The sequence below is a fragment of the Streptomyces sp. NPDC093261 genome, from assembly GCF_044753645.1.
In the GTDB taxonomy this organism is placed as follows: domain Bacteria; phylum Actinomycetota; class Actinomycetes; order Streptomycetales; family Streptomycetaceae; genus Streptomyces.
In genome coordinates this window covers 206,309-227,914 of record NZ_JBIVNO010000009.1, presented here as the reverse complement: position 1 = coordinate 227,914, position 21,606 = coordinate 206,309, and the positions used below count along the sequence as shown (strand labels likewise).

Annotated in this window: 21 protein-coding genes and 1 pseudogene; 14 read left to right on the top strand and 8 right to left on the bottom strand. The window is 71.6% G+C overall.

Translation table 11 applies throughout. The features are described 5' to 3' along the window. Positions 1–14: 14 nt before the first annotated feature. The 3 genes from ACIP94_RS20950 to ACIP94_RS20940 form a co-directional block, all read right to left on the bottom strand. The gene (locus tag ACIP94_RS20950) at positions 15–1,352 is read right to left on the bottom strand and encodes a ferric reductase-like transmembrane domain-containing protein (protein WP_402427586.1); all 1,338 of its coding nucleotides are present in this window, start codon (positions 1,350–1,352) and stop codon (positions 15–17) included. A 124-nt stretch (positions 1,353–1,476) separates the two neighbouring features. Then, positions 1,477–2,037 carry an FMN-binding protein gene (locus ACIP94_RS20945; protein WP_402427416.1) on the bottom strand — a complete coding sequence of 187 codons (561 nt, stop codon included), beginning with the start codon at positions 2,035–2,037 and terminating at the stop codon, positions 1,477–1,479. 7 nt (positions 2,038–2,044) lie between these two features. Continuing rightward, the gene (locus tag ACIP94_RS20940) at positions 2,045–3,394 is read right to left on the bottom strand and encodes a ferric reductase-like transmembrane domain-containing protein (protein ID WP_402427413.1); all 1,350 of its coding nucleotides are present in this window, start codon (positions 3,392–3,394) and stop codon (positions 2,045–2,047) included. Positions 3,395–3,599: 205 nt separating this feature from the next. Here ACIP94_RS20940 and ACIP94_RS20935 point away from each other — a divergent pair, with 205 nt between their 5' ends. Then, positions 3,600–4,340 (top strand): response regulator transcription factor, encoded by a 741-nt coding sequence (locus tag ACIP94_RS20935; protein WP_402427410.1) that lies wholly within the window; start codon positions 3,600–3,602, stop codon positions 4,338–4,340. Next, positions 4,337–5,851, top strand: coding sequence for a sensor histidine kinase (locus tag ACIP94_RS20930; protein ID WP_402427406.1), 1,515 nt, complete (start codon positions 4,337–4,339; stop codon positions 5,849–5,851). The genes ACIP94_RS20935 and ACIP94_RS20930 overlap by 4 nt, the downstream gene beginning before the upstream one ends. Here ACIP94_RS20930 and ACIP94_RS20925 read toward each other — a convergent pair. After that, positions 5,838–6,545 carry a L,D-transpeptidase gene (locus ACIP94_RS20925; RefSeq protein ID WP_402427403.1) on the bottom strand — a complete coding sequence of 236 codons (708 nt, stop codon included), beginning with the start codon at positions 6,543–6,545 and terminating at the stop codon, positions 5,838–5,840. The genes ACIP94_RS20930 and ACIP94_RS20925 overlap by 14 nt on opposite strands. 3 nt (positions 6,546–6,548) lie before the next feature. Further along, positions 6,549–6,653 (bottom strand): annotated as a pseudogene (locus ACIP94_RS20920) (pyridoxamine 5'-phosphate oxidase family protein); the annotation flags it as partial. A 430-nt stretch (positions 6,654–7,083) separates the two neighbouring features. Between ACIP94_RS20920 and ACIP94_RS20915 the strand changes: the two are divergent. The 5 genes from ACIP94_RS20915 (at position 7,084) to ACIP94_RS20895 (ending at position 13,059) form a co-directional block, all read left to right on the top strand. Next, entirely contained in the window at positions 7,084–8,277 is a 1,194-nt protein-coding gene (locus ACIP94_RS20915; RefSeq protein WP_402427400.1) for an argininosuccinate synthase, read from the top strand. A 110-nt stretch (positions 8,278–8,387) separates the two neighbouring features. Continuing rightward, positions 8,388–9,821 (top strand): argininosuccinate lyase, encoded by a 1,434-nt coding sequence (gene argH, locus ACIP94_RS20910; protein WP_402427397.1) that lies wholly within the window; start codon positions 8,388–8,390, stop codon positions 9,819–9,821. Positions 9,822–9,896: 75 nt separating this feature from the next. Continuing rightward, positions 9,897–10,868 carry an aldo/keto reductase gene (locus tag ACIP94_RS20905; protein ID WP_402427394.1) on the top strand — a complete coding sequence of 324 codons (972 nt, stop codon included), beginning with the start codon at positions 9,897–9,899 and terminating at the stop codon, positions 10,866–10,868. Between the two features lie 80 nt (positions 10,869–10,948). After that, the gene (locus tag ACIP94_RS20900; RefSeq protein ID WP_402427391.1) at positions 10,949–11,500 is read left to right on the top strand and encodes a TetR/AcrR family transcriptional regulator; all 552 of its coding nucleotides are present in this window, start codon (positions 10,949–10,951) and stop codon (positions 11,498–11,500) included. After that, positions 11,497–13,059, top strand: a complete 1,563-nt coding sequence (locus ACIP94_RS20895; RefSeq protein WP_402427388.1) for an MFS transporter — start codon at positions 11,497–11,499, stop codon at positions 13,057–13,059. Before ACIP94_RS20900 ends, ACIP94_RS20895 begins: the two co-directional genes overlap by 4 nt. A 115-nt stretch (positions 13,060–13,174) precedes the next feature. Here the strand turns inward: ACIP94_RS20895 and ACIP94_RS20890 are convergent, their stop codons facing one another. Beyond that, entirely contained in the window at positions 13,175–13,804 is a 630-nt protein-coding gene (locus ACIP94_RS20890; protein WP_402427582.1) for a lysophospholipid acyltransferase family protein, read from the bottom strand. A 397-nt stretch (positions 13,805–14,201) separates the two neighbouring features. Here ACIP94_RS20890 and ACIP94_RS20885 point away from each other — a divergent pair, with 397 nt between their 5' ends. The 3 genes from ACIP94_RS20885 (at position 14,202) to ACIP94_RS20875 (ending at position 16,506) form a co-directional block, all read left to right on the top strand. Further along, the gene (locus ACIP94_RS20885) at positions 14,202–15,377 is read left to right on the top strand and encodes a glycerophosphodiester phosphodiesterase (RefSeq protein ID WP_402427385.1); all 1,176 of its coding nucleotides are present in this window, start codon (positions 14,202–14,204) and stop codon (positions 15,375–15,377) included. 73 nt (positions 15,378–15,450) lie between these two features. Continuing rightward, entirely contained in the window at positions 15,451–15,957 is a 507-nt protein-coding gene (locus tag ACIP94_RS20880) for a sigma-70 family RNA polymerase sigma factor (RefSeq protein ID WP_402427382.1), read from the top strand. 45 nt (positions 15,958–16,002) lie between these two features. Then, the gene (locus tag ACIP94_RS20875) at positions 16,003–16,506 is read left to right on the top strand and encodes a GNAT family N-acetyltransferase (RefSeq protein WP_402427378.1); all 504 of its coding nucleotides are present in this window, start codon (positions 16,003–16,005) and stop codon (positions 16,504–16,506) included. Between the two features lie 46 nt (positions 16,507–16,552). Here the strand turns inward: ACIP94_RS20875 and ACIP94_RS20870 are convergent, their stop codons facing one another. Both ACIP94_RS20870 and ACIP94_RS20865 read right to left on the bottom strand, forming a co-directional pair. Further along, a complete protein-coding gene (locus ACIP94_RS20870; protein ID WP_402427375.1) occupies positions 16,553–16,981 on the bottom strand; it encodes a hypothetical protein in 429 nt (142 codons plus the stop codon). A gap of 1 nt (position 16,982) precedes the next feature. Continuing rightward, on the bottom strand, positions 16,983–17,342 hold the full coding sequence (locus ACIP94_RS20865; RefSeq protein ID WP_402427372.1) for a hypothetical protein: 360 nt from the start codon (positions 17,340–17,342) through the stop codon (positions 16,983–16,985). A 601-nt stretch (positions 17,343–17,943) separates the two neighbouring features. On the opposite strand from ACIP94_RS20865, the gene ACIP94_RS20860 reads away from it, so the two are divergent. From ACIP94_RS20860 to ACIP94_RS20845, 4 genes are all read left to right on the top strand, one after another. Further along, complete coding sequence (locus ACIP94_RS20860) at positions 17,944–18,987, top strand: methionine ABC transporter ATP-binding protein (protein WP_402427369.1); 1,044 nt, start codon at positions 17,944–17,946, stop codon at positions 18,985–18,987. After that, the gene (locus ACIP94_RS20855) at positions 18,984–19,721 is read left to right on the top strand and encodes a methionine ABC transporter permease (RefSeq protein WP_402427366.1); all 738 of its coding nucleotides are present in this window, start codon (positions 18,984–18,986) and stop codon (positions 19,719–19,721) included. Before ACIP94_RS20860 ends, ACIP94_RS20855 begins: the two co-directional genes overlap by 4 nt. A 117-nt stretch (positions 19,722–19,838) precedes the next feature. Further along, positions 19,839–20,672 (top strand): MetQ/NlpA family ABC transporter substrate-binding protein, encoded by an 834-nt coding sequence (locus ACIP94_RS20850; protein WP_402427363.1) that lies wholly within the window; start codon positions 19,839–19,841, stop codon positions 20,670–20,672. Positions 20,673–20,838: 166 nt separating this feature from the next. Further along, positions 20,839–21,477: a GNAT family N-acetyltransferase gene (locus tag ACIP94_RS20845; protein ID WP_402427360.1), complete on the top strand. Its 639-nt coding sequence runs from the start codon at positions 20,839–20,841 to the stop codon at positions 21,475–21,477. Positions 21,478–21,606 lie beyond the last annotated feature (129 nt).

Here is a 21,606-nt window from a genome sequence, read left to right as displayed (position 1 = left end):
CTGAATCCCGTCGCTCACATCTCGAACGACTCGTGATGGATGCGGCGGGCGGGAACCCCCGCGCCGCGCACTGCTTCGTACACCTGCTGTGCGAAGCCGGGCGGTCCGCACATGAAGACGTCGTGGCGGTCGATGTCCGGCAGCTTGCGGCGCAGGGTGTCCGCCGAGATGTCCGGGCGTTCTCCCTCCGGGCTGTTGACCGCGTACATCAGCCGGGCGCCGCGCTCCTCGGCGATCTGGGCCAGCTCGTCCCACAGGGCCAGGTCCTGGGTGGTGTTCGCCCGGTAGAGGAGGGTCAGATCGCCGGGTGCGCCGGGCAGCGTCTCGAACAGCGCCCGCATCGGCGTGATACCGACACCACCGGCCACCAGCAGCACCTTGCCGCGGCTGCGCCGGTCCGCCGTCAGTGCCCCGTAGGGGCCCTCCGCCCACACCCGGGTGCCGGGGGTGAGGTCCCGCAGCGCCGAGCTGTGGTCGCCGATGGCCTTCACCGTGATGCGGAGCATGTTGGGACGGGGCGCCGCCGACAGCGAGTACGGGTGAGAGCTGAAGCGCATGCCCGGCGCGAGGAAGCGCCAGCGGAAGAACTGCCCGGCCGTCGCGCCCATCCGGTGCAGCTTCCGGCCCGTCATCAGCACCGAGACGATTCCGGGCGTCTCCTCGATGACCGCCTCGACCCGCAGCCGGTGGCGCAGGTTCAGCCGGATCGGGGTGACGATCCGGTACCAGACCACCAGCGCGGTCACCGAGCCGTAGAGGGCGTACCAGGCGGTCTTGGCCGCGGGCTGGACGGCGAACTCGTTGCCGGTCGACAGCTGGTGCCAGAACGACAGATACGTGGCCGCGTAGGTGAGCAGATGGACGTGGTACCACAGGTCGTAGGAGATCCTGCGGCGGATCGGGCCGATCGAGATGAGCCCGATGAGCACCAGCAGGCCCGTGCCGATGGTGGCCTTGCCCACGTCCGGCAGCTGGTTGATCGAGTCGATGGTCTGCTGCACGATCCCGCCCAGCCCCTTGCCGGCCTGCAGGGCGTAGCCCCACATGGTCAGGAAGAGGTGGGCGAGGACCAGGCAGATGGTGTACCGGCCGGTCATGGCGTGCCAGCGGGCGACCCGGTCGGAGCCGACCCGCCGCTCCAGCGCGGGCACCCGCGCCATCTGGAGCACGACCAGGGCCATCAGATAGCCGGCGAGCAGGCCGGTGATCCGCCCCGCGTTGAGGATCCTGCTGTTGTTGTCGGCGATGGACGGGGTGTTCATCCACCACAGCCAGATCACGCCCGCCGCGCCGGCCCAGACCGCGACCAGCAGTGGGACGGCAGGGGAGCGGCGTGGGCGGATGGCGCGCATCGTCTGGCGCCGCGCGGCGCGGCCACCGGCGATCGTGGACACGGGCTCCTCCGTGTTCCTCCGTGGGACGGGTGAGGCCAGAGGCCCCCTTGGCCCAGAGGTACGTGCGGGACCTGCCCCGCGTTCAAAGCCCCGCGGAGTCAAGGGCCGACTGAAGTGACTGGCGGTAACCCTCGCTGGTGTAACTGGCGCCGGAGACCGTGTCGATGTTTGCGCTCTGGGCGGCGAGGACCTCCCTGCGCAGCTGCGGCAGCGCATAGCTGCTGATCTCCTGGTCCCTGGGATTGTCCCGGGGGTAGTCGACCGCCGTGACGTCGGTGACCCTGCCGCTCGTCACCGTGACCCGGACCTGGACGGGTCCCCACCGGGTCTGCACGGAGTTCCCGGTGACGGTCTTGGTGCCACCGGCCGCGCCGGACCCGCCGGACCCGCCGGCCGCGCCGGACCCACCGGAACCGGTCGAGCCGCCGGATCCGCCGGAACCCGTCGACCCGGCAGATCCATCCGACCCGCTTGATCCGCCCGAGGCGCCCGCCGTGCTCGACCCCGACGGCGCGGGTGCGCCCACCGCCACGGACGGGGACGCGTGCGGCTTCAGCGACAGCAGCGTCACCATGCCGGTCACCGTGGCGGCGCTCGCCAGGACGACGCGCCGCAGCGGGCTCTTCCTCTTCAACGGGTGCATGACGCCCTCACAGCTCGAACGACTCGTGGTGGATACGGCGGTCCGGGACCCCGGCCGCGTGCAGCGCCTCGTACATGTCCTTGGCGAAGGCGGGCGGGCCGCACAGGAAGACGTCGTGGTCGACGAGTTCGGGCACCGAGGCGTGCAGCGCGCCGGGGGTCAGCCGCGGGCGTGAGCCGTCCTCGCCGTTGAGGGCGTACAGCACCCGGGCGCCCCGCCGGCGGGCGATGGCCTCCAGTTCGCCCCCCAGCGCCAGGTCGACGGCCGAGCGCGCCCGGTACAGCAGCGTGACCTCGCCCGGCAGCGTCTCGAACAGGGCGCGCAGGGGGGTGATCCCGACGCCGCCCGCGATCAGCAGGGACTTGCCGGACTCCCGCCGGTCGGCGGTCAGCGATCCGTACGGGCCCTCGGCCCACACCCGGGTGCCCGGCCGCAGCAGCGCGACGGAGGTGCTGTGGTCGCCGAGCGCCTTGACGGTGATGCGCAGCCGGGTGGGGTGCGGCGGCGCCGACAGGGAGTACGGCGTCGAGGTCCAGCGCAGGCCGTCCGCGAGGAACCGCCAGCGGAAGAACTGCCCCGGCGCCGCGCCCAGTCGGTTCAGGTGCCGGCCCCCCACGACCACGGACCACACGCCCGGTGCCTCCTGGTGGACCGCCTCCACCCGCAGCCGGTGGCGCAGGTTCAGCCGCACGGGGGCGAGGATCCGGAACCACAGCACCAGGGCCGCGACCCCCAGATACAGCGCGTACCAGACACCCTGCGCCAGGGCGTTCCCGGCGAACTCCGCACCCAGCGCAAGCTGATGGCCGAAGGCCAGGAAGACGGCGGCGTAGGTCAGGAGGTGCACGTAGTACCAGAACTCATGGCCGGTCCGGTGGCGTACGGCGCGCATCGATGTGATCCCGACGGCGAACAGGATGACCGTCCCGAGGGTGGCCTTGAGCATCTCCGGATAGTCGAGGACCACCGTGAGCGTCTCCCGCACGAGTGAGACCCGGTCCTGGGCGGCGTACCCGGCGATGATCAGGACGAGGTGCGCGAGCAGCAGGCAGACCGTGTAGCGTCCGGCCGCCGCGTGCCAGCGGGCCACCTGGTCCGAGCCGATCCGCCGCTCCAGGAGCGGCACCCGGGCCATCAGCCCGACCAGGACCGCGCAGGCGTACCCGCACAGCAGCCCGGCGATCCTCCCGGCCCCGGTGAGCCAGCCGGCCGTGCCCACCACCGATCCGGTGTGCTGCCACCACAGGGCGACCACGGCGGCGGCCCCGGCCCACAGAGCCGCCAGCAGCCACGGTGCCGGGGAGCGCCGGACGATCGCCGGCACGGGCGGCGCCTGCTGCTGGTACACGGTGGCCATGGCGGTTCCTTTCGCCTGTCGAGGATGCAACTGTGCAGGTGGAACCTCTGAGGGTGCTCTGAGGAACATGAGCCCCGCCTGAAGGGCGGCAGCCGGCGGTGGCGGTCGCGCAGGTCGCCCGCGGCGGGGTGCCGGACACTCACAGCGAACTCAGAGGTCCCGGCGGCGCCGGTCGCCTCGGGGAGGGTGGATCCTGGTGAGTGCGATGAACACACCCCGATCCGGCCGCCCCGCCCTCTCCCGCCCCGACGGCACACCCGTACGGGTCCTCGTCGTCGACGACGACCCGGACCTCGCCGAGGTGCTGGCGGGGGCTCTGCGCTACGAGAGTTGGGACGTGCGCGCGGCCGGCGACGGGGCCACGGCCGTCGCCGAGGCCCGTGACCTCATGCCCGACGCCGTCGTCCTGGATGTGATGCTGCCGGACACCGACGGCTTCGCGGTGCTGCGCTCCCTGCGTGAGGTGCGGCCGGACGTCTGTGTGCTGTTTCTCACAGCCCGGGACGCCGTCGAGGACCGCATCGCCGGCATCACCGCCGGCGGTGACGACTATGTGACCAAGCCGTTCAGCCTGGAGGAGGTCGTCGCCCGGCTGCGTGGACTGCTGCGCCGCGCCGGCATGGCCCGGCAACTCGAAGAGGGTCCCCGGCTGACCGTCGGCGACCTGGTCATGGACGAGGAGGCCCGTGAGGTGACCCGGGCCGGTGAGCTGATCGAGCTGTCCCCGACGGAGTTCGAGCTGCTGCGCTTCCTGATGCGCAATCCGCGGCGCGTGCTCAGCAAGGCACAGATCCTGGAGCGGGTGTGGTCGTACGACTTCGGCGGCCAGGCCCATGTCGTCGAGCTGTACATCTCCTATCTGCGCAAGAAGATGGACGCCGGGCGTGAGCCCATGATCCACACCGTGCGCGGCGCCGGGTATGTGCTCAAGCCGGTGGTCCGGTGAGGGCGGCGATACGGCGGGCGCGGCGCCTGCCGCGGCCGCGCACCCTGCGGGCCCGGCTCACCGCCGGGCTCGTCGTGCTGCTCGCGCTCAGCTGCGCCACCGTCGGGGTGGCCGCCGTGGTGGAGCTGAACGGCTTCCTCACCGGGCGGCTGGACCAGCAGTTGCGCGATGCCGGCCCACGGTTCCCGGCGAGCCTCGAACACGGCGTCAAACCGTCGGATCATGACGGCGACGAACACGGTGACACCCGCAAGCAGTCCGCCGGCACCTTCGGCGCCCGGCTGGTCGGCGAGACGGTCACCCAGGCCGCCGTCGTGCGCCCCGGCGACCAGAGCGCCGGTCTGCGTGCTCCGCTGAGCGCCCGGGACCAGCACACGCTCGCGGCGGTCCCCACGGACGGCAGGGGCCACAGCGTCCGGCTGTCGTCCCTCGGCGGCTACCGCGTGCTGGCGACGGACGGCCGGGACGGCGACGTCCTGCTCACCGGGCTGCCGCTGGAACCGGTTGAGGCGGCGGTGCACCGGCTGGAGTGGGTCGCCGCCATCGTCTTCGGGGTGGCCCTCGTGGTCACCGGTGTCGCGGGCGCCGTCTGGGTGCGCTGGTCTTTGCGGCCGCTCAGCCGGGTCGCCAACACCGCCGCCCGGGTCAGCGAGCTGCCGCTCGCCAGCGGTGAGGTCGCTCTGCCGCCGCGCGCCCCCGAGAGCGAACCGCGCAGCGAGGTGGGCCGGGTCGCCACCGCCTTCAACCGCATGCTCGGCCATGTCGAGGACGCGCTGACCAAGCGGCACGCGAGCGAGGAACGGCTGCGCAGTTTCGCCGCCGACGCCAGCCACGAGCTGCGGACGCCGGTCGCCTCGGTGCGCGGTCACGCCGAGCTGGCGCTGCTGCACCCGGGTCCCGTCCCGCCCGAGGTGCGGCGTGCCCTGGAACGGATCGCCGCCGAGTCCGCGCGCATGGGCGAGATGGTCGACGATCTGCTGCTGCTCGCCCGGCTGGACGCGGGCCGCCCGCTGGAGCGCCGTCCCGTCGACCTCACCCGCCTGGTCCTCGACGCGGTCACGGACGCGCGGGCCGCGGGCCCGGCCCACCGCTGGACCATGGAGCTGCCCGAGGAGCCGGTCACGGTGACCGGCGACACCCACCGGCTCCAGCAGGTACTGGCCAATCTGCTGGCCAACGCGCGTCTGCACACCCCTGCCGGCACCAGCGTGCGCGTCTCGCTGGAGACCGACGGCCGGGGGGCCGTCCTCGCGGTGCACGACGACGGCCCCGGAGTGCCCGAGGACCTGCGCTCCGGCGTCTTCGAACGCTTCACCCGGGCCGATCACCGCCGCCGCCCCGGCCACCACGGCGGCGGCGCGGGGCTGGGCCTGTCGATCGTGGCGGCGGTGACGGAGGCGCACGGGGGCACGGTGGAGCTGGCCGGCCGCCCCGGTTCGACGACGTTCACGGTACGGCTGCCGGGGCAGCGGATGACGGGGGACGGACGGGCCCGGGTCAGTAGCGGGTGAGCGCGGTGGTCCCGCCGGTCGTGCCGATCGCGATGTGCGGTGCCCGCCCGGGGTCCGCCCAGGCCAGGATCGCCCGCATCGCCTCCCCGGGCACCGACACACAGCCGTCCGTCGCCGCCCTGCCGTTCACATGCAGGAAGATGCCGGCGCCGCGGTCATGCACCGGGGCGTGGTAGTTGAAGCCGACGACCAGGGCATGGGAGTACTGCGGGTCGTAGCTGATGAGATGCTCGGACTCGGAGGCCCGGCAGTCGGCCGGCAGAGGCTCCGTCCAGCGGTTGTAGGAGCGCGAGCCGTTGTCCTGGCACCACCAGGAGTCCTGATGCACCCGGCGGTACGGTGACCTCGTCCCGGGGGGCGCGGCCGCGATGCCGAACGCGTACGGCAGGTCGTACAGCCCCGTCGGCGTCGTGCTGGTGCCCTGCTTGCGTGAGCCGCCCTCCACGAGACCGCGCGCGCCGAAGCGCGCCGCCGCCGAACCGGCCTTCAACCACTGGCCGCCGCGCCGGTCCCACCAGGCGACCGTGCCCGAGGTGGCGGCGGTCGTGACAGCCTCCGCGGTGATCAGCTGGGCGCCGCCGCCGGTGTCCGCCATCCGCGCGGGCAGCGGGACCTCCCCGGCGGTGTGCGGCGCGGCACCGAGCAGCGAGAGGAGAGAGGCGGAGACAAGGGCGGCGACGACACCGGAGCGCATGCCTCAGAACGTAGAGGGCGGCAGCGGCAACGGCAGTCCGGGCAGGCCGTCGAGGCTGGTTTCGACGTGCTTTTTCCTCCGGAAGTACGCATCGAGGGAGGTGTCGTCCGCGGAGAAGTCCGTGGCCGCCCCGGCCGGCGCGCGGGGCGGCCACGGTGCCTGTCACGTCATGTGCTGAGCGTGCAGGCGGCCGGGGAGTCCAGGCCCTGCGGCAAACGTGGCGCCTGCGTTCGGTGAGAGATACGGGAAACCGGTTTCGGGCGTTCACGAGTTTTGGCATCTCCTTTCGAACGTCCGCCGCGGCCCCGCCCTGACCCCAGCGCGAGGCCGCCACGGGGCTCCGCCGCGACCCCGCCACGGGGGCCGACACGATCCCCGCCGCGACCCCGCCTCGGCCACGCGACCATCCCACCTCGACCCGGCATGACCCCACGCGATCCCCGCCGCGACCCACGCCACGACGGCGATGAGATTGACGAACCATGCAGACTGCTGCATACTCATGCATAACAGCGAATGCACTGTGAGGGAGAAACCCGTGACCGAGCGCGTCGTACTCGCCTACTCCGGCGGTCTGGACACCTCCGTCGCCATCGGCTGGATCGCGGAGGAGACCGGGGCCGAGGTCGTCGCCGTCGCCGTGGACGTCGGCCAGGGCGGTGAGGACCTGGACGTCATCCGCAAGCGCGCGCTCGCCTGCGGTGCCGTCGAGGCCGAGGTCGCCGACGCCAAGGACGAGTTCGCCGACGAGTACTGCCTCCCGGCGATCAAGGCCAACGCCCTCTACATGGACCGCTACCCGCTGGTCTCCGCCCTGTCCCGGCCGACGATCGTCAAGCACCTCGTCGCCGCCGCCAAGAAGCACGGCGCCACCACGGTCGCCCACGGCTGCACCGGCAAGGGCAACGACCAGGTTCGCTTCGAGGCCGGCATCGTGGCCCTCGCCCCCGATCTCAAGTGCATCGCGCCGGTCCGTGACTACGCGATGACCCGCGACAAGGCCATCGCCTTCTGCGAGGCCAAGGGCCTGCCGATCGCGACCACCAAGAAGTCCCCGTACTCCATCGACCAGAACGTCTTCGGCCGGGCCATCGAGACCGGCTTCCTCGAGGACATCTGGAACGCGCCGATCGAGGACATCTACGAGTACACCTCGAACCCGGCCGAGCCCCGCGAGGCCGACGAGGTGGTCATCACCTTCAAGGAGGGCGCCCCGGTCGCCATCGACGGCAAGCCCGTCACCGTCCTCCAGGCCATCCAGCAGCTCAACGAGCGGGCCGGCGCCCAGGGCATCGGCCGGATCGACATGGTCGAGGACCGGCTGGTCGGCATCAAGTCCCGCGAGGTCTACGAGGCTCCGGGCGCGATCGCCCTGATCACCGCCCACCAGGAGCTGGAGAACGTCACCGTCGAGCGCGAACTCGCCCGCTACAAGCGCCAGGTCGAGCAGCGCTGGGGCGAACTGGTCTACGACGGCCAGTGGTTCTCCCCGCTCAAGCGCGCCCTGGAAGGCTTCGTCAACGAGGCCAACCAGCACGTCTCCGGCGACATCCGCATGACGCTGCACGGCGGCCGGGCGGTCGTCACCGGCCGGCGCTCCCAGGAGTCGCTGTACGACTTCGACCTCGCGACCTACGACACCGGCGACACCTTCGACCAGTCCGCGGCCAAGGGCTTCATCGACATCTACAGCCTCTCGTCGAAGATCGCCGCCAAGCGGGACCTCGCGTAGGGCAGGGGGCCGTTCGCTCCACGCCACAGACACGCATGAGCTGACAGCCGCCTCCTCACCCCCGGGTGGGGAGGCGGTGGCACATCCCCACCTTCCCGAGGAGTACAGAGTTGAGCAGCAACAGCGGTGACGTACGGCTCTGGGGCGGCCGGTTCGCCGACGGTCCCGCCGAGGCCCTGGCCAGGCTGTCCGCGTCCGTCCACTTCGACTGGCGGCTCGCGCCGTACGACATCGCCGGTTCCCGCGCCCACGCGCGCGTGCTGCACCGGGCGGGGCTGCTCACCGAGGACGAGCTGACGCGGATGATCGCCGGGCTCGATCAGTTGGAGGCGGACGTGGCCGACGGCTCCTTCGTCGGCACCATCGCCGACGAGGACGTCCACACCGCCCTGGAACGCGGTCTCCTCGAGCGGCTCGGCCCCGACCTCGGCGGCAAGCTGCGCGCGGGCCGCTCCCGCAACGACCAGGTCGCCACCCTCTTCCGGATGTACCTGCGCGACCACGCCCGCGTCATCGGCGGGCTGATCGCCGATCTCCAGGACGCCCTGGTCGGCCTGGCGGAGGCTCACCCGGACGTGGCCATGCCCGGTCGCACCCATCTTCAGCACGCCCAGCCGGTGCTCTTCGCCCACCATGTGCTCGCGCATGTCCAGGCGCTGTCCCGGGACGCCGAGCGGCTGCGCCAGTGGGACGAGCGCACGGCCGTCTCCCCGTACGGCTCGGGCGCGCTCGCGGGCAGCAGCCTCGGTCTCGACCCGGAGGCGGTCGCACGGGACCTCGGCTTCGAGCACGGCAGCTCTGCCAACTCCATCGACGGCACGGCCTCCCGTGACTTCGTCGCCGAGTTCGCCTTCGTCACCGCGATGATCGGCGTCAACCTCTCCCGGATCGCCGAGGAGGTCATCATCTGGAACACGAAGGAGTTCTCCTTCGTCACCCTCCACGACGCCTTCTCCACCGGCTCCTCGATCATGCCGCAGAAGAAGAACCCGGACATCGCGGAGCTGGCGCGCGGCAAGAGCGGCCGTCTGATCGGCAATCTGACGGGCCTGCTCGCCACCCTCAAGGCCCTGCCGCTCGCGTACAACCGCGACCTCCAGGAGGACAAGGAGCCGGTCTTCGACTCCATCGACCAGCTCGAGGTCCTGCTCCCCGCCTTCACCGGCATGATGGCCACGCTGACCGTGCACCGCGAGCGCATGGAGGAACTGGCCCCGGCCGGCTTCTCGCTCGCCACCGACATCGCCGAGTGGCTGGTCAAGCGGGGCGTGCCCTTCCGGGTGGCGCACGAGGTCGCCGGCGAGTGCGTGAAGGCCGCGGAGGCCGAGGGCAAGGAGCTGGACGAGCTGACGGACGAGCAGTTCGCCACAATCAGCACCCATCTCACCCCCGAGGTGCGCACCGTCCTCGACGTGCCCGGTGCCCTCGCCTCGCGCAACGGCCGCGGCGGTACGGCGCCCGAGGCGGTCGCCGTCCAGCTCGCCGAGGTGAAGGCGGACCTGGCGGCGCAGCACGCGTGGGCCACCGCGAAACTGAGGAAGTAGACGGCGCGCGGGGGAAGGGGCGGCGCGGGTTACGTTGGTCGGAGCAGCAAGGAGCCGACCGAACGGGAGCCCGCGATGCCCTTCGCGCGACTGGCCTCAGCCACCACGCCCACCTGCCACCTCGGCCTCGGCCTGGCCGCCGTGGGACGCCCCGGCTACATCAACCTGGGCCGTGAGCAGGACCTCCCGGCCGTCCGCAGCGCAGGCGCACTGCGCGCCCGTACCCATGAACTGCTGGACGCGGCCTACGCCCAGGGCGTCCGCTACTTCGACGCGGCCCGCTCCTACGGCCGATCCGAGGAGTTCCTCGCCGACTGGCTGACCGCGCACCCCGGGATCGACGACGTCGTCGTCGGCAGCAAATGGGGCTACACCTACACCGCGGGCTGGACCACCGACGCCGAGCAGCACGAGGTCAAGGACCACAGCGCGGCCACCTACGAGCGGCAGCGCGCCGAGACCGCCGCCCTGCTCGGCGACCGGCTCGACCTCTACCAGATCCACTCGGTGACCCCCGACAGCCCGGCGCTCACCGACAAGGAACTCCACGCGAAGCTCGCCGGGGCCGCAGCCCAGGGCCTGACGATCGGGTTCTCCACCAGTGGCCCGGCGCAGGCCGACGCGATCCGCGCCGCGCTCGCCGTGACCGTCGACGGCGAGCCCCTCTTCCGTACCGTCCAGTCCACGTACAACCTCCTGGAGACATCGGCCGCCCCCGCGCTCGCCGAGGCCCACGACGCCGGGCTCACGGTGATCGTCAAGGAGGGCATGGCCAACGGCCGGCTGGCGGATCCCCACGCGCCCGAGGCGCTGCGGGCCGTGGCCGCGCAGACGTCACTCGGCTCCGACGCGGTCGCCCTCGCCGCGGTGCTGCACCGGCCCTGGGCCGACGTCGTCCTCTCCGGTGCCGCCACCACGGCCCAGCTCGCCTCCAATCTGCACGCCGCCGCCGTCGACCTGGACGGGGACCAGCTCGCCCGGCTGGAGTCCCTCGCCGAGGACCCGCGCGCGTACTGGGAGCGGCGCGGACAGCTGCCCTGGCACTGATGCTCCGGCGAAGCCGCGAATTCTGAGACCTTCGTGCTTCGTCTGAGACGTCAATGTCTCACATGCGCTATTCTCGTCTCATGGCCGTAGACCGTGACCACGTGCTGCGCAGCGCAGCCGCCCTGCTCACCCGGAAATCCACCGCCACCATGGACGAGGTCGCCAGGGCGGCCGGGATCAGCCGGGCCACGCTGCACCGCCACTTCGCCGGGCGTGACGCCCTCGTACGGGCCCTGGAGGCACTCGGCATCGAGGAGTGCGAGGGGGCTCTGGACTCCGCCCGGCTCGATGAGGGCTCGGCCCAGGAGGCCCTGCGCCGGTTCGTGACCCGCATCGAGCCCGCCGCGGCCCTGCTCGCCTTCCTCTACAGCGAGAACCAGCTCTACGAGGGCGGGGAGCAGAACGAGGGCTGGGCCCGGATCGACGCCCGGATGGCCGCGCTGTTCCGGCGCGGTCAGTCGAGTGGCGAATTCCGTATCGACCTCACCCCCGTCTGGCTCACCGACGCGCTGTACGGCCTGCTGGCCTCGGGCGCCTGGGCCGTGACGGAGGGCCGACTGGCCTCCAAGGACTTCACCTACATGATCGCCGAGATGTTCCTCGGCGGCGCGCTACGGAGAGAGGAACCATGACCAGCACCCTGCGGCACGGGGGCGCCCCCCACTCGAGCGAAGCCGAGAGCTCGGGGGAGAGGGCACTGCGGGCGGAGCGGCGACCGGGCCGGTGGCTCGCGCTCTCCGTCCTCGTGCTCGCCGTGCTGCTGGTGGCCGTGGACGCGACCGTCCTCGGCCTCGCGACCCCATACATCAGCGAGGACCTGAAGCCGTCCGGCACCCAGCTGCTGTGGATCGGGGACGTCTACTCGTTCGTCATCGCCGGTCTGCTCGTGTCCATGGGCAGCCTCGGCGACCGCATCGGCCGCAAGCGGATCCTGCTCGGCGGCGCCGCGGCCTTCGGCCTGATATCCGTCCTCAACGCCTACGCGGCGACGGCGGGGATGATGATCCTCGCGCGGGCGCTGCTCGGAGTCGCGGGCGCGACCCTGATGCCCGCCACCCTCGCCCTGATCCGCAACATCTTCCACGACCCGCGCGAACGCAGCGTCGCGGTCGGGGTCTGGGGCGCCACCGCCTCGGCCGGCACGGCGGTCGGCCCGATCGCCGGCGGCTTCCTGCTCGAACACTTCTGGTGGGGCTCGGTCTTCCTCATCAACGTGCCCGTGATGGTGGTCCTCGTCCTCGTCGGCATCCGCACGCTGCCCGAGTCGCGCAACCCGAACCCCGGCCCCTGGGACCTGATCAGCGTCGGACTGTCGCTCATCGGCATGGTCGGTGTCGTGTACGCGGTCAAGGAGGCGGCCGTGCACGGGTTCACCTGGGCGGGCGCGGCCACCGGTGTCCTCGGCGTCGCGGCGCTCACCGGCTTCGTACGCCGCCAGCTGACGCTTGCCGTGCCGCTGCTCGACATGCGGCTGTTCCGCCGCCGCGGCTTCAGCGGCGCGGTCCTCGCCGACCTGCTGACCGTCCTCGGCATGTCCGGGCTGGTCTTCTTCCTCTCGCAGTATCTGCAACTCGTGCAGGGCAGGCGGCCCTTCGAGGCGGGTCTCGCCGAACTGCCCGCCGCCGTCGGCGCGGTGGCGGCGGGCCTCATGGCGGGCACGGCGGCACGGCGCTTCTCCGTGCGCGCGGTGGTCTCCGGCGGGCTCGCCGCGGTGGGGCTGGCGCTGGGCGCCCTCACCCTGCTCGGCCGGGCCACCGGCTATCCGCTGATCGGGGCCGCACTGCTGGTCGTGGGCGTGGGCGCGGGACTGTCGTTCACCGTGACCGCGGACGTGATCCTCTCCAGCGTGCCCCGCGAGCAGGCGGGATCGGCCTCGGCGGTGTCCGAGACGGCGTACGAACTGGGCGCGGCCCTCGGCATCGCCCTGCTCGGCTCGGTCGTGACCGGTGTCTACCGCGACTTCACCGCTCCCGCGGGCACCCCGGCCATGGCCCACGAGTCGCTGGGGGGCGCGGTCGAGGCGGCAAGGCACCTGCCCGTGGGCGCCGGCCAGGCGCTGCTGTCGTCGGCCCGCGAGACCTTTGTCGAAGGCCTGCGGCTGGCGACGGGCGTGGGCGCGGCGGTCCTGCTGGCCACGGCCGTGACGGCGTGGTTCCTGCTCCGGGACCAGCGTCTGGACAGCTCGTCATGAGCAAGGAGCCGCGCTCCGGTCGGGGCGCGGCTCCTCCAGGGGCGCGGGCGGTCTCGCGCCGCCGCGTGGGCGCGAGCGACCGCACCAGGGAAAACCGGGCTCGTCGCCGGGGGCGCTACGCGGCCTTCGCCTTCGTGGCGTACATGTCCACGTACTCCTGCCCCGACAGCCGCATGACCTCGGTCATCACGGAGTCGGTGACCGCCCGCAGCACATAGCGGTCCCGGTCCATCCCCTCGTACCGGGAGAACTCCATCGGTGCACCGAAGCGCACGGTGACCCGTCCCGGACGCGGCATGCCGCGCCCGCCCGGCTGCAGCTTGTCCGTGCCGATCATCGCAAAGGGGACCACCGGGGCGCCGGTCATCAAGGTGAGGCGGGCGATGCCGGTGCGGCCGCGGTACAGACGGCCGTCGGGGGAGCGGGTGCCCTCCGGGTAGATGCCGAAGACCTTGCCCTCCTCCAGCACCCGGCGGCCCGTCATCAGCGCGGCCACACCGCCGTTCGCGCCGTCCCGGTCCACCGGGATCATGCCGACACCCGTGAAGAACCAGGCCATCAGCCGGCCCTTGAACCCCTTGCCGGTGACGTACTCGTCCTTGCCGATGAAGAACACCTGCCGGGTGGTCACGATCGGCAGCACGATCGAGTCGATGAAGGTCAGGTGGTTGCCCGCCAGGATGACCGGGCCGTCTCCCGGGATGTGTTCCGCGCCCTCCACCCGTGGGCGGAACATCAGGCGCATGATCGGTGCGAGCACTGCCTTGATGAGCACGAAGCGGGACAACGGGCCCTCCGGTGTCAAGGGATGCGGTATGAGTCTGTGCAGGTGAGGACGATACTCGTGGCGCCCGGTCCGGCGCACATCGGGTTCACCGGGTCGTGACGAGTCATGGACGACTGTTTACCTGCGGCGGCGTCGCGTTGCACGCTCGTCATCCGCCGGACGGGTGTGACGCACATCGCGCCCGGGGGTGACGGGTCGTCACGCGCTGTCCTTATCACGGGTGTCCCGCACGGGCGTCTCCATGCGTCCGGCAGGACGGCCCGCGTGCGTCAGGCGTTCCTGTTTCCGTCTCCCGGCCGTCACACGCCCGCACCTACGATCGACCCGCTTACGACATATGTGGCGGGAGGAACCCATGGGGACGCAGGAGTCGTACGAGCAGAGGCGAGGGACGGGCCGGCGGGCGCTGCTCGGGGCGGCGGTGCTGGGCGCGGGCGGCGCGCTTCTCGGACTGCCCGGCGCCGCGAACGCGGACGCGCGGCACGGCGGCGGACTGAAGGGCCTGCCGGTGCCGGCCGTCATCGGGCACCGGGGCGCCGGCGGCTACCGTCCGGAGCACACCTTCGGCTCCTACGAGCTGGCACTCGACCTGGGCGCCGACATCGTGGAGGCCGGCGACCTGGTGCCCACCAAGGACGGCCACCTCGTGTGCCGGCACGAGCCGGAGATCGGCGGCACGACCGACGTCGCCGACCACCCCGAGTTCGCCGGCCGCAAGACCACCAAGGTCCTGGACGGCGTCTCCACCACGGGCTGGTTCACCGAGGACTTCACCCTCGCCGAGCTGAAGACGCTGCGCGCCATCGAGCGCATCCCGGCCACCCGGCAGCGCAACACGCTCTACAACGGCCGCTGGGAGATCCCCACCTTCGAAGAGGTGCTCCGGTGGCAGGACGAGCAGACCCGCAGGCGCGGCAAGCAGGTGTGGATCTACCCCGAGACCAAGCACCCGACGTACTTCCGCAGGCTGGGCCTCGGCCTGGAGGAGCGGCTCGCGAAGATCCTGCGGGCGCACGGCAAGGACCGCCGGAAGTCGCCCGTCATCATCCAGTCCTTCGAATCGACCAGCATCCGGCGCCTGAACAAGCTGGTCGGCAACCCGCTCGTCGTGCTGCTGTCGGCCGCGAACACGCGCCCGTGGGACTTCGTCGAGACGGGCGACCCGCGGACGGTCGCCGACCTCATCACCCCCAAGGGCCTCAAGGAGATCGCCTCGTACGCCCAGGGCATCGGCCCGACCCTCGACCTGGTCATCCCCAAGGACGCGAACGGCGCTCTCGCCCAGCCGTCCACGCTCGTCGCCGACGCGCACGCCGCGGGCCTGATCCTGCACCCCTACACGATGCGCAACGAGAACACCTTCCTGCCCACGGATTTCCACAGGGGCACCGACCCGTCGGCGTACGGGGACGCCTTCGGCGCCTTCAAGACGTACTTCGCGACCGGCATCGACGGCGTCTTCACCGACAATGCCGACACCGGACTGCTGGCCCGCGAGGACTTCCTGCGCGGAGGTGGGGTCAACGCCTGACGCGGGGACCCCGATGGGGTGATTCCCGGCCGCCCCGGCAACCCGTTGCCGGGGCGGCCGCGTCCCGCCGCATATGACCGACGAGTTGCTGACGGCCCTGCGCCCGCTGCTCACCGCCGAGGCGTCGGCGGAGGCACACGCGTCCGGGATGGAGCCGGGCGATCTGGAACAGGCGGTGTGGCTGCGGCTCCTGGAGCGGCTGAAAGGGGACCGGCCGCCCACCGACCCGCAGGGATGGCTGCGCCGGGCCGTCCGCGCCGAGGCGCGCCGCGGCCGGCGCACCGCCCGCCTCGAACTGCCCTACGGGGCCGAGCCCGCGGACGACACGGGGCGCGATCCCGAGCAGCAGGCCCTCATGGCGGCCCGCCGCCGGGCCCTGTACGCGGCCGTACGCCGGCTGCCCGGCCGCTGTCCCCGCCTCATGGCCGCTCTGCTCTCCCCCCATGACCTGACCTATCGGGAAATCGCAGGGGAGTTGGGTATCTCACAGGGCAGTCTTGGTCCTGAACGCTCCAAATGCCTTGGATGTCTGCGGCGATTGCTGGCGGCGGAGGTTGCGGCCTGCGAACCGCGGGGATAGGAGTGGGGGACGACCGGCGATCAGGTGAGCGGGAGGCATGCGCACATGGGCATGAGCGTGACCATCTCTGTGGCGACCGAGCAGGACGCCGAGCAGATCTTCAGGCTGCAGTACCTGTGCTTCCAGAGCGAGGCCGCGTTGTACGGCAACTACCGCATCGACCCGCTGGTCCAGAGCCTGGACTCGGTCCGCGAGGAGGTCGCCTCGGACTGCGTCTTCGTGGCGCGCCTCGGCGAGGAGGTGGTCGGCTCCGTACGCGGCAGCGCCACCGAGGACGGCGCGGCGTCCATCGGCAAGCTGTGCGTGCACCCCCGCTTGCAGGGGCACGGCATCGGCGCCCGGCTGCTGCGCGCCGCGGAGGCGGCGCTGGTCGAGGAGCGCGGCGCGACGAGGTTCCGCCTCAGCGCGGGCCACCGCAGCGAGGGCAGTCTGCGGCTGTACCGCCGCCTCGGCTACGAGACCGCGGGCACGTCCCAGGGCGCCGACGGCGTACCGATGATCGTCCTGGAGAAGCAGGCCCCCGCGGCGACGTACGCGACGACGGCCTGAGCCCGGCACCGCGCCCCGCAAGGGGCGCGGCCCCGACTGGCGCGGCTCAGCCCTGCTGTTGCCGCGCGTGCGCCTTGCGCAGCCAGTACATGGCCGACAGCGGCAGCAGCACGGGGATGAAGAGGTACCCCATCCCGTAGTCCGACCACACGGTCGCGTCCGGGAACGCGGACGGCTCCACCAGGGTCCAGGTGCCGACGGTGAGGACACCCACCAGCTCCGCCGCGCAGCACACCAACGCCGCCCGCCGGGCCGTCTCGCCGCCGCGCACCAGGGAGTAGGTGATGAAGCCGTAGACGACCCCGGCCACCGCGGACAGCGAGTACGCCAGCGGGGCCTTGTCGAACTGCGTCGAGATCTGCACGGCCGAGCGCGCCGTCGCCCCGACCACCATCACGCCGTACAGCCACACGAGCAGCATGCCGGGCCCGGTGATGAGCCGCGCCTTCGCCGGCTTCTCCTCCGTGGCCGCCATCTCAGCCTCCCCAGATGTCATAGAGCCGCACCTCCAGTACGGCGAGGACCACACCGCCGGCCGCGACCGTCACCGAACCCCATCGCGTGCGCTCCGCCAGCGACATGAAGCCCGTGGCCGGGACGCATGCCAAGGCGCCGAGCAGATACGCCACGAAGATCGTCGTGCCCTGCTCCGGCTTCTCGCCACGCGCCAGCTGGACGATGCCGACGATCAGCTGGACCAGCGCCAGCAGCGTCACCACGGCCATGCCGATGAAGTGCCAGTCCTTGGTGGGCTGATCACGGTAGGCCGCCCAGCCGCACCAGGCGGCGAGCAGCAGCGCGGCGACACCGGTCGCCAGCGTCAGGGCATCAAGCATGCCGTGACCCTATTACGGGCCAAAAGGGCCGGAGCGCTCGCCCCCGGCGGACACCGGCGGCCGGGACCGGCCGGTCCGGTCACCGTGGCCTTGACCACAAGCCGCCCGGTCCACTCGCCGGACGCCATGCCGCGCGCGGGGCCTGCCAGGCCCGACCCGACTGGTCAACGGGCCTGTCCAAGCGCCCACCGGACGGGACCGCACCCCGTCCACGCCTGTCCGAATAGCGGACAGGCGTGGAGGCCCCGGGCGGTGTGTCTGCTTTACTGGGGCCCATGACCACGACGAGCTGCCGCACCCTTGCGACCGAGGCGACCTTGACGCCCGGTGCTCGTTGTATGTGTCGAATGTGCGCCTGCTAGAGGGCCCCCGCACCATCCAGAGCCTCGCGCCCCGAAGCGAGTCCGCCGTGCCCTGTCCGTACGCCCGTCGCGTACGCGACTGAGCCTTTCCCCCTCGCCCTCCCGGCGTCGGGAACCCCCACCGCGCACATGTTCTCCCCCGGTTCGCTCGCGATCGCGAGAACCGTGCCGCGTTCCCCCGCACGCACCCGTGCCCGGCGCACACCCACGCCCTGCACCCGACAGTGACGGAAACCCCAGTGATCACCACATCGGGCCTTAGCAAGGTCTACCGCTCGCGCGGCCGCGAGGTGACCGCCCTCGACGGCGTCGACCTGCATGTACGCGAGGGCGAGGTCTACGGCGTCATCGGCCGGTCCGGCGCCGGCAAGTCCTCGCTCATCCGCTGCGTGAACCTCCTGGAGCGCCCCACCTCCGGCACGGTGACCGTGGCCGGCCAGGACCTCACCGCGCTCGCCGGCCGCGGTCCGCGCGCGGGCCGGGAACTCCGCCGGGCCCGCAGCCGCATCGGCATGGTCTTCCAGCACTTCAACCTGCTGTCCTCGCGGACGGTCCAGGACAACATCGAGCTGCCGCTGGAGATCCTCGGCAAATCCGGGAAGGAACGTTCCCGCAAGGCCCTTGGACTGCTCGACCTCGTCGGCCTCGCCGACAAGGCAGGGGCCTACCCGGCCCAGCTGTCCGGCGGGCAGAAGCAGCGCGTCGGCATCGCCCGCGCCCTCGCCGGCGACCCCAAGGTGCTGCTCTCCGACGAGGCGACCAGCGCCCTCGACCCCGAGACCACCCGCTCCATCCTCCAGCTGCTGCGCGACCTGAACCGGCAGTTGGGTCTCACCGTGCTGCTCATCACCCACGAGATGGACGTCGTCAAGACCATCTGCGACTCGGCCGCACTCATGGAGAAGGGCCGCATCGTCGAGTCCGGCACGGTCAGCGAACTGCTCGCCACACCCGGTTCCGAACTGGCCGCCGCCCTCTTCCCGCTCAGCGGCGCCGCGTCCGGCGACGAGCGCACCGTCGTCGACGTCACCTTCCACGGGGACGCCGCCACCCAGCCCGTCATCTCGCAGCTCTCGCGCACCTACAACATCGACATCTCGATCCTCGGCGCCGCGATGGACACCGTGGGCGGCAGGCAGGTCGGCCGGATGCGCATCGAACTGCCCGGCCGCTACGAGGAGAACGTGGTGCCGATCGGCTTCCTGCGTGAGCAGGGCCTGCAGATCGACGTCGTGGGCCGGGCCGCCGAGGAGCCCGCACTGGTCAAGGAAGGTGCCAAGTGACCTGGTCCGAGATGCAGCCGCTGCTGTCGCAGGCGTCCTGGGACACCCTCTACATGGTCGGCTGGTCCACCCTCGTCGCCGTCCTCGGCGGACTTCCGCTCGGCATCCTGCTGGTTCTCACGGACCGGGGCGGGCTGCTGCAGAACGTCGCCGCCAACAAGGTCCTCGGGCAGATCGTGAACATCGCCCGCTCGATGCCCTTCATCATCCTCATGGTCGCCCTCATGAGCTTCACCCGCTGGGTCACCGGGACGACCATCGGCCGCGAGGCGGCCATCGTCCCGCTCGCCATCGGCGCCATTCCCTTCTTCGCGCGGCTGGTCGAGACGGCCGTCCGCGAAGTGGACGGCGGGCTCGTGGAAGCCGTGCAGGCCATGGGCGGCAACACCTGGACCGTCGTGCGCAAGGTCCTCGTGCCGGAGGCCCTGCCGTCGCTGATCTCCTCCGCCACCACCACGGTCGTCGCCCTCATCGGCTACTCCGCCATGGCGGGCACGGTCGGCGCGGGCGGCCTCGGCGACATCGCCATCCGCTACGGCTACCAGCGCTTCGAGACCCAGCTGATGTGGATCACCGTGGTGATCCTCGCCGTCGTCATCTCGCTCATCCAGTTCGCCGGCGACTACGCGGCCCGCTCCCTGCACCGGCGCGGCGGGCGCTCCGGCCCGGTGCCGAAGCTGCGGCTGCTCAAGGCCAAGGAGCCCGCGGCGGCCGACGTGAGCAAGGCCGCCTGAGTCCCGTCCGAGCCGCCTGGACCCCCGCAGGCCGCCCGCCCCACCCGGCTCGCCTGCCCCCCGACTCCCCGCCCACCCAAGACGGGGTCGCACCACCCATAAGGAAAGGCACTTTTCGTGCGTAACACCGCCAAGATCACCACCGCTGTCCTCGCCGCCGGAGCCCTCACCTTCGGGCTCAGCGCCTGCGGCGCCGGCAAGAGCTCGTCCTCCGCCGCCGACACCAGCGGCCCGCTGGTCGTCGCCGCGAGCCCGACCCCGCACGCCGAGATCCTCGACTTCGTGAAGGACAACCTCGCGAAGAAGGCGGGCCTGGACCTCCAGGTCAAGGAGTTCACCGACTACATCACGCCGAACACGGCGACCGAGGACGGCTCCGTGGGAGCCAACTACTTCCAGAACCAGCCGTACCTGGACGACTTCAACAACAAGCGCGGCACCCACATCGTGCCCGTCGTCACGGTGCACCTGGAGCCGCTGGGCCTCTACTCCCACAAGGTGAAGAGCGCCGACGCGCTGAAGAGCGGTGCGACCATCGCCGTCCCCAACGACTCCGTCAACGAGGCACGGGCCCTGAAGCTGCTCGCCTCCAAGGGGCTCATCACCCTCAAGGACGGCGCCGGCAACGAGGCGACCCCGCAGGACATCACCAAGAACCCCAAGGACCTGAAGTTCAAGGAGGTCGAGGCGGCACAGACCCCGCGCTCCCTGGACGACGTGGACGCGGCGGTGATCAACGGCAACTACGCCATCTCCGCCGGGCTCAAGCCCGCGAAGGACGCCCTCGTCCTGGAGTCCGCGAAGAACAACCCGTACGGCAACTTCCTCGCGGTCAAGAAGGGCAACGAGAACGACCCGCGGGTCAAGAAGCTCGCGAAGCTCCTCACCTCGCCCGAGGTGAGGAAGTTCATCGAGGACAAGTACCAGGGCTCGGTCATCCCGTCCTTCTGATCCCGCCTCACCGCGGGCCCGGCACATCGCGTACACCGCGCATCGCCACGCATGGGGTCCACGCCCTCACCGGGTGTGGACCCCGTGGTGCGGTTCGGTGCTTTCATGCTGCATGCTGGGCAGTTCAGCAGGCACTGACGGTTTCCGAAGGTTACGGAGCGGCGCAATGACGAGCACCTTCCCCAACGTCTCCATCAGCACGGAGCGGTTGGTACTGCGCCCTCTCGACGAGGACGACATCCCCGCATTGGCCGAGATGATGAACGACGAGCTGGTCGGAGCCTGGACGGATGTGCCGCAGCCCTTCACCGAGGAGGCCGCCCGCACCTGGATCACCGAGTACGCGCCCACCCAGCGCGAGACGGGCGGCGGCCTCGACCTCGCGGTCACCGAGTTCCTCACCCAGCGGCTCGTGGGCGTCGTCCGGCTCGGGAGGACCAACTGGCATGTGCGGTCCACCGAGCTGTCGTACATCATCGCCCCCTGGGCCCGCGGCGAGGGCTATGCCTCCGAGGCGGCCCTCGCCACCGCCCAATGGCTGTTCGGCGACCAGGAGTTCGAGCGGATCGAAGTGCGCACGGCGGCCGACAACACCGCCTCCCAGCAGGTCGCCCAGAAGATCGGCTGCATCAGCGAGGGCGTCCTGCGCAACGCCTGCATAGCCCACCTCCGCGCGGAGGACGGCACCTGGACCGACGTACGCACCGACTACATCGTCTGGAGCCTGCTGCCGGAGGATCTGGACGGGGTCAGCGAGGAGCTGGCCGACAGCGGCGGTTTCACGTCGTTCTCGAATTGGCGCTGACCCCGGCGATCCTCTCCCACCGGCCGGGACCCGGGGCGGCCGGAGCCGGCTCGACCCGGTACTCTCACGGAGCCCGCCGTGCGGGATTCCCCCTGACGACCTGCGAAGACCTGCTGGGAGACTGACGAC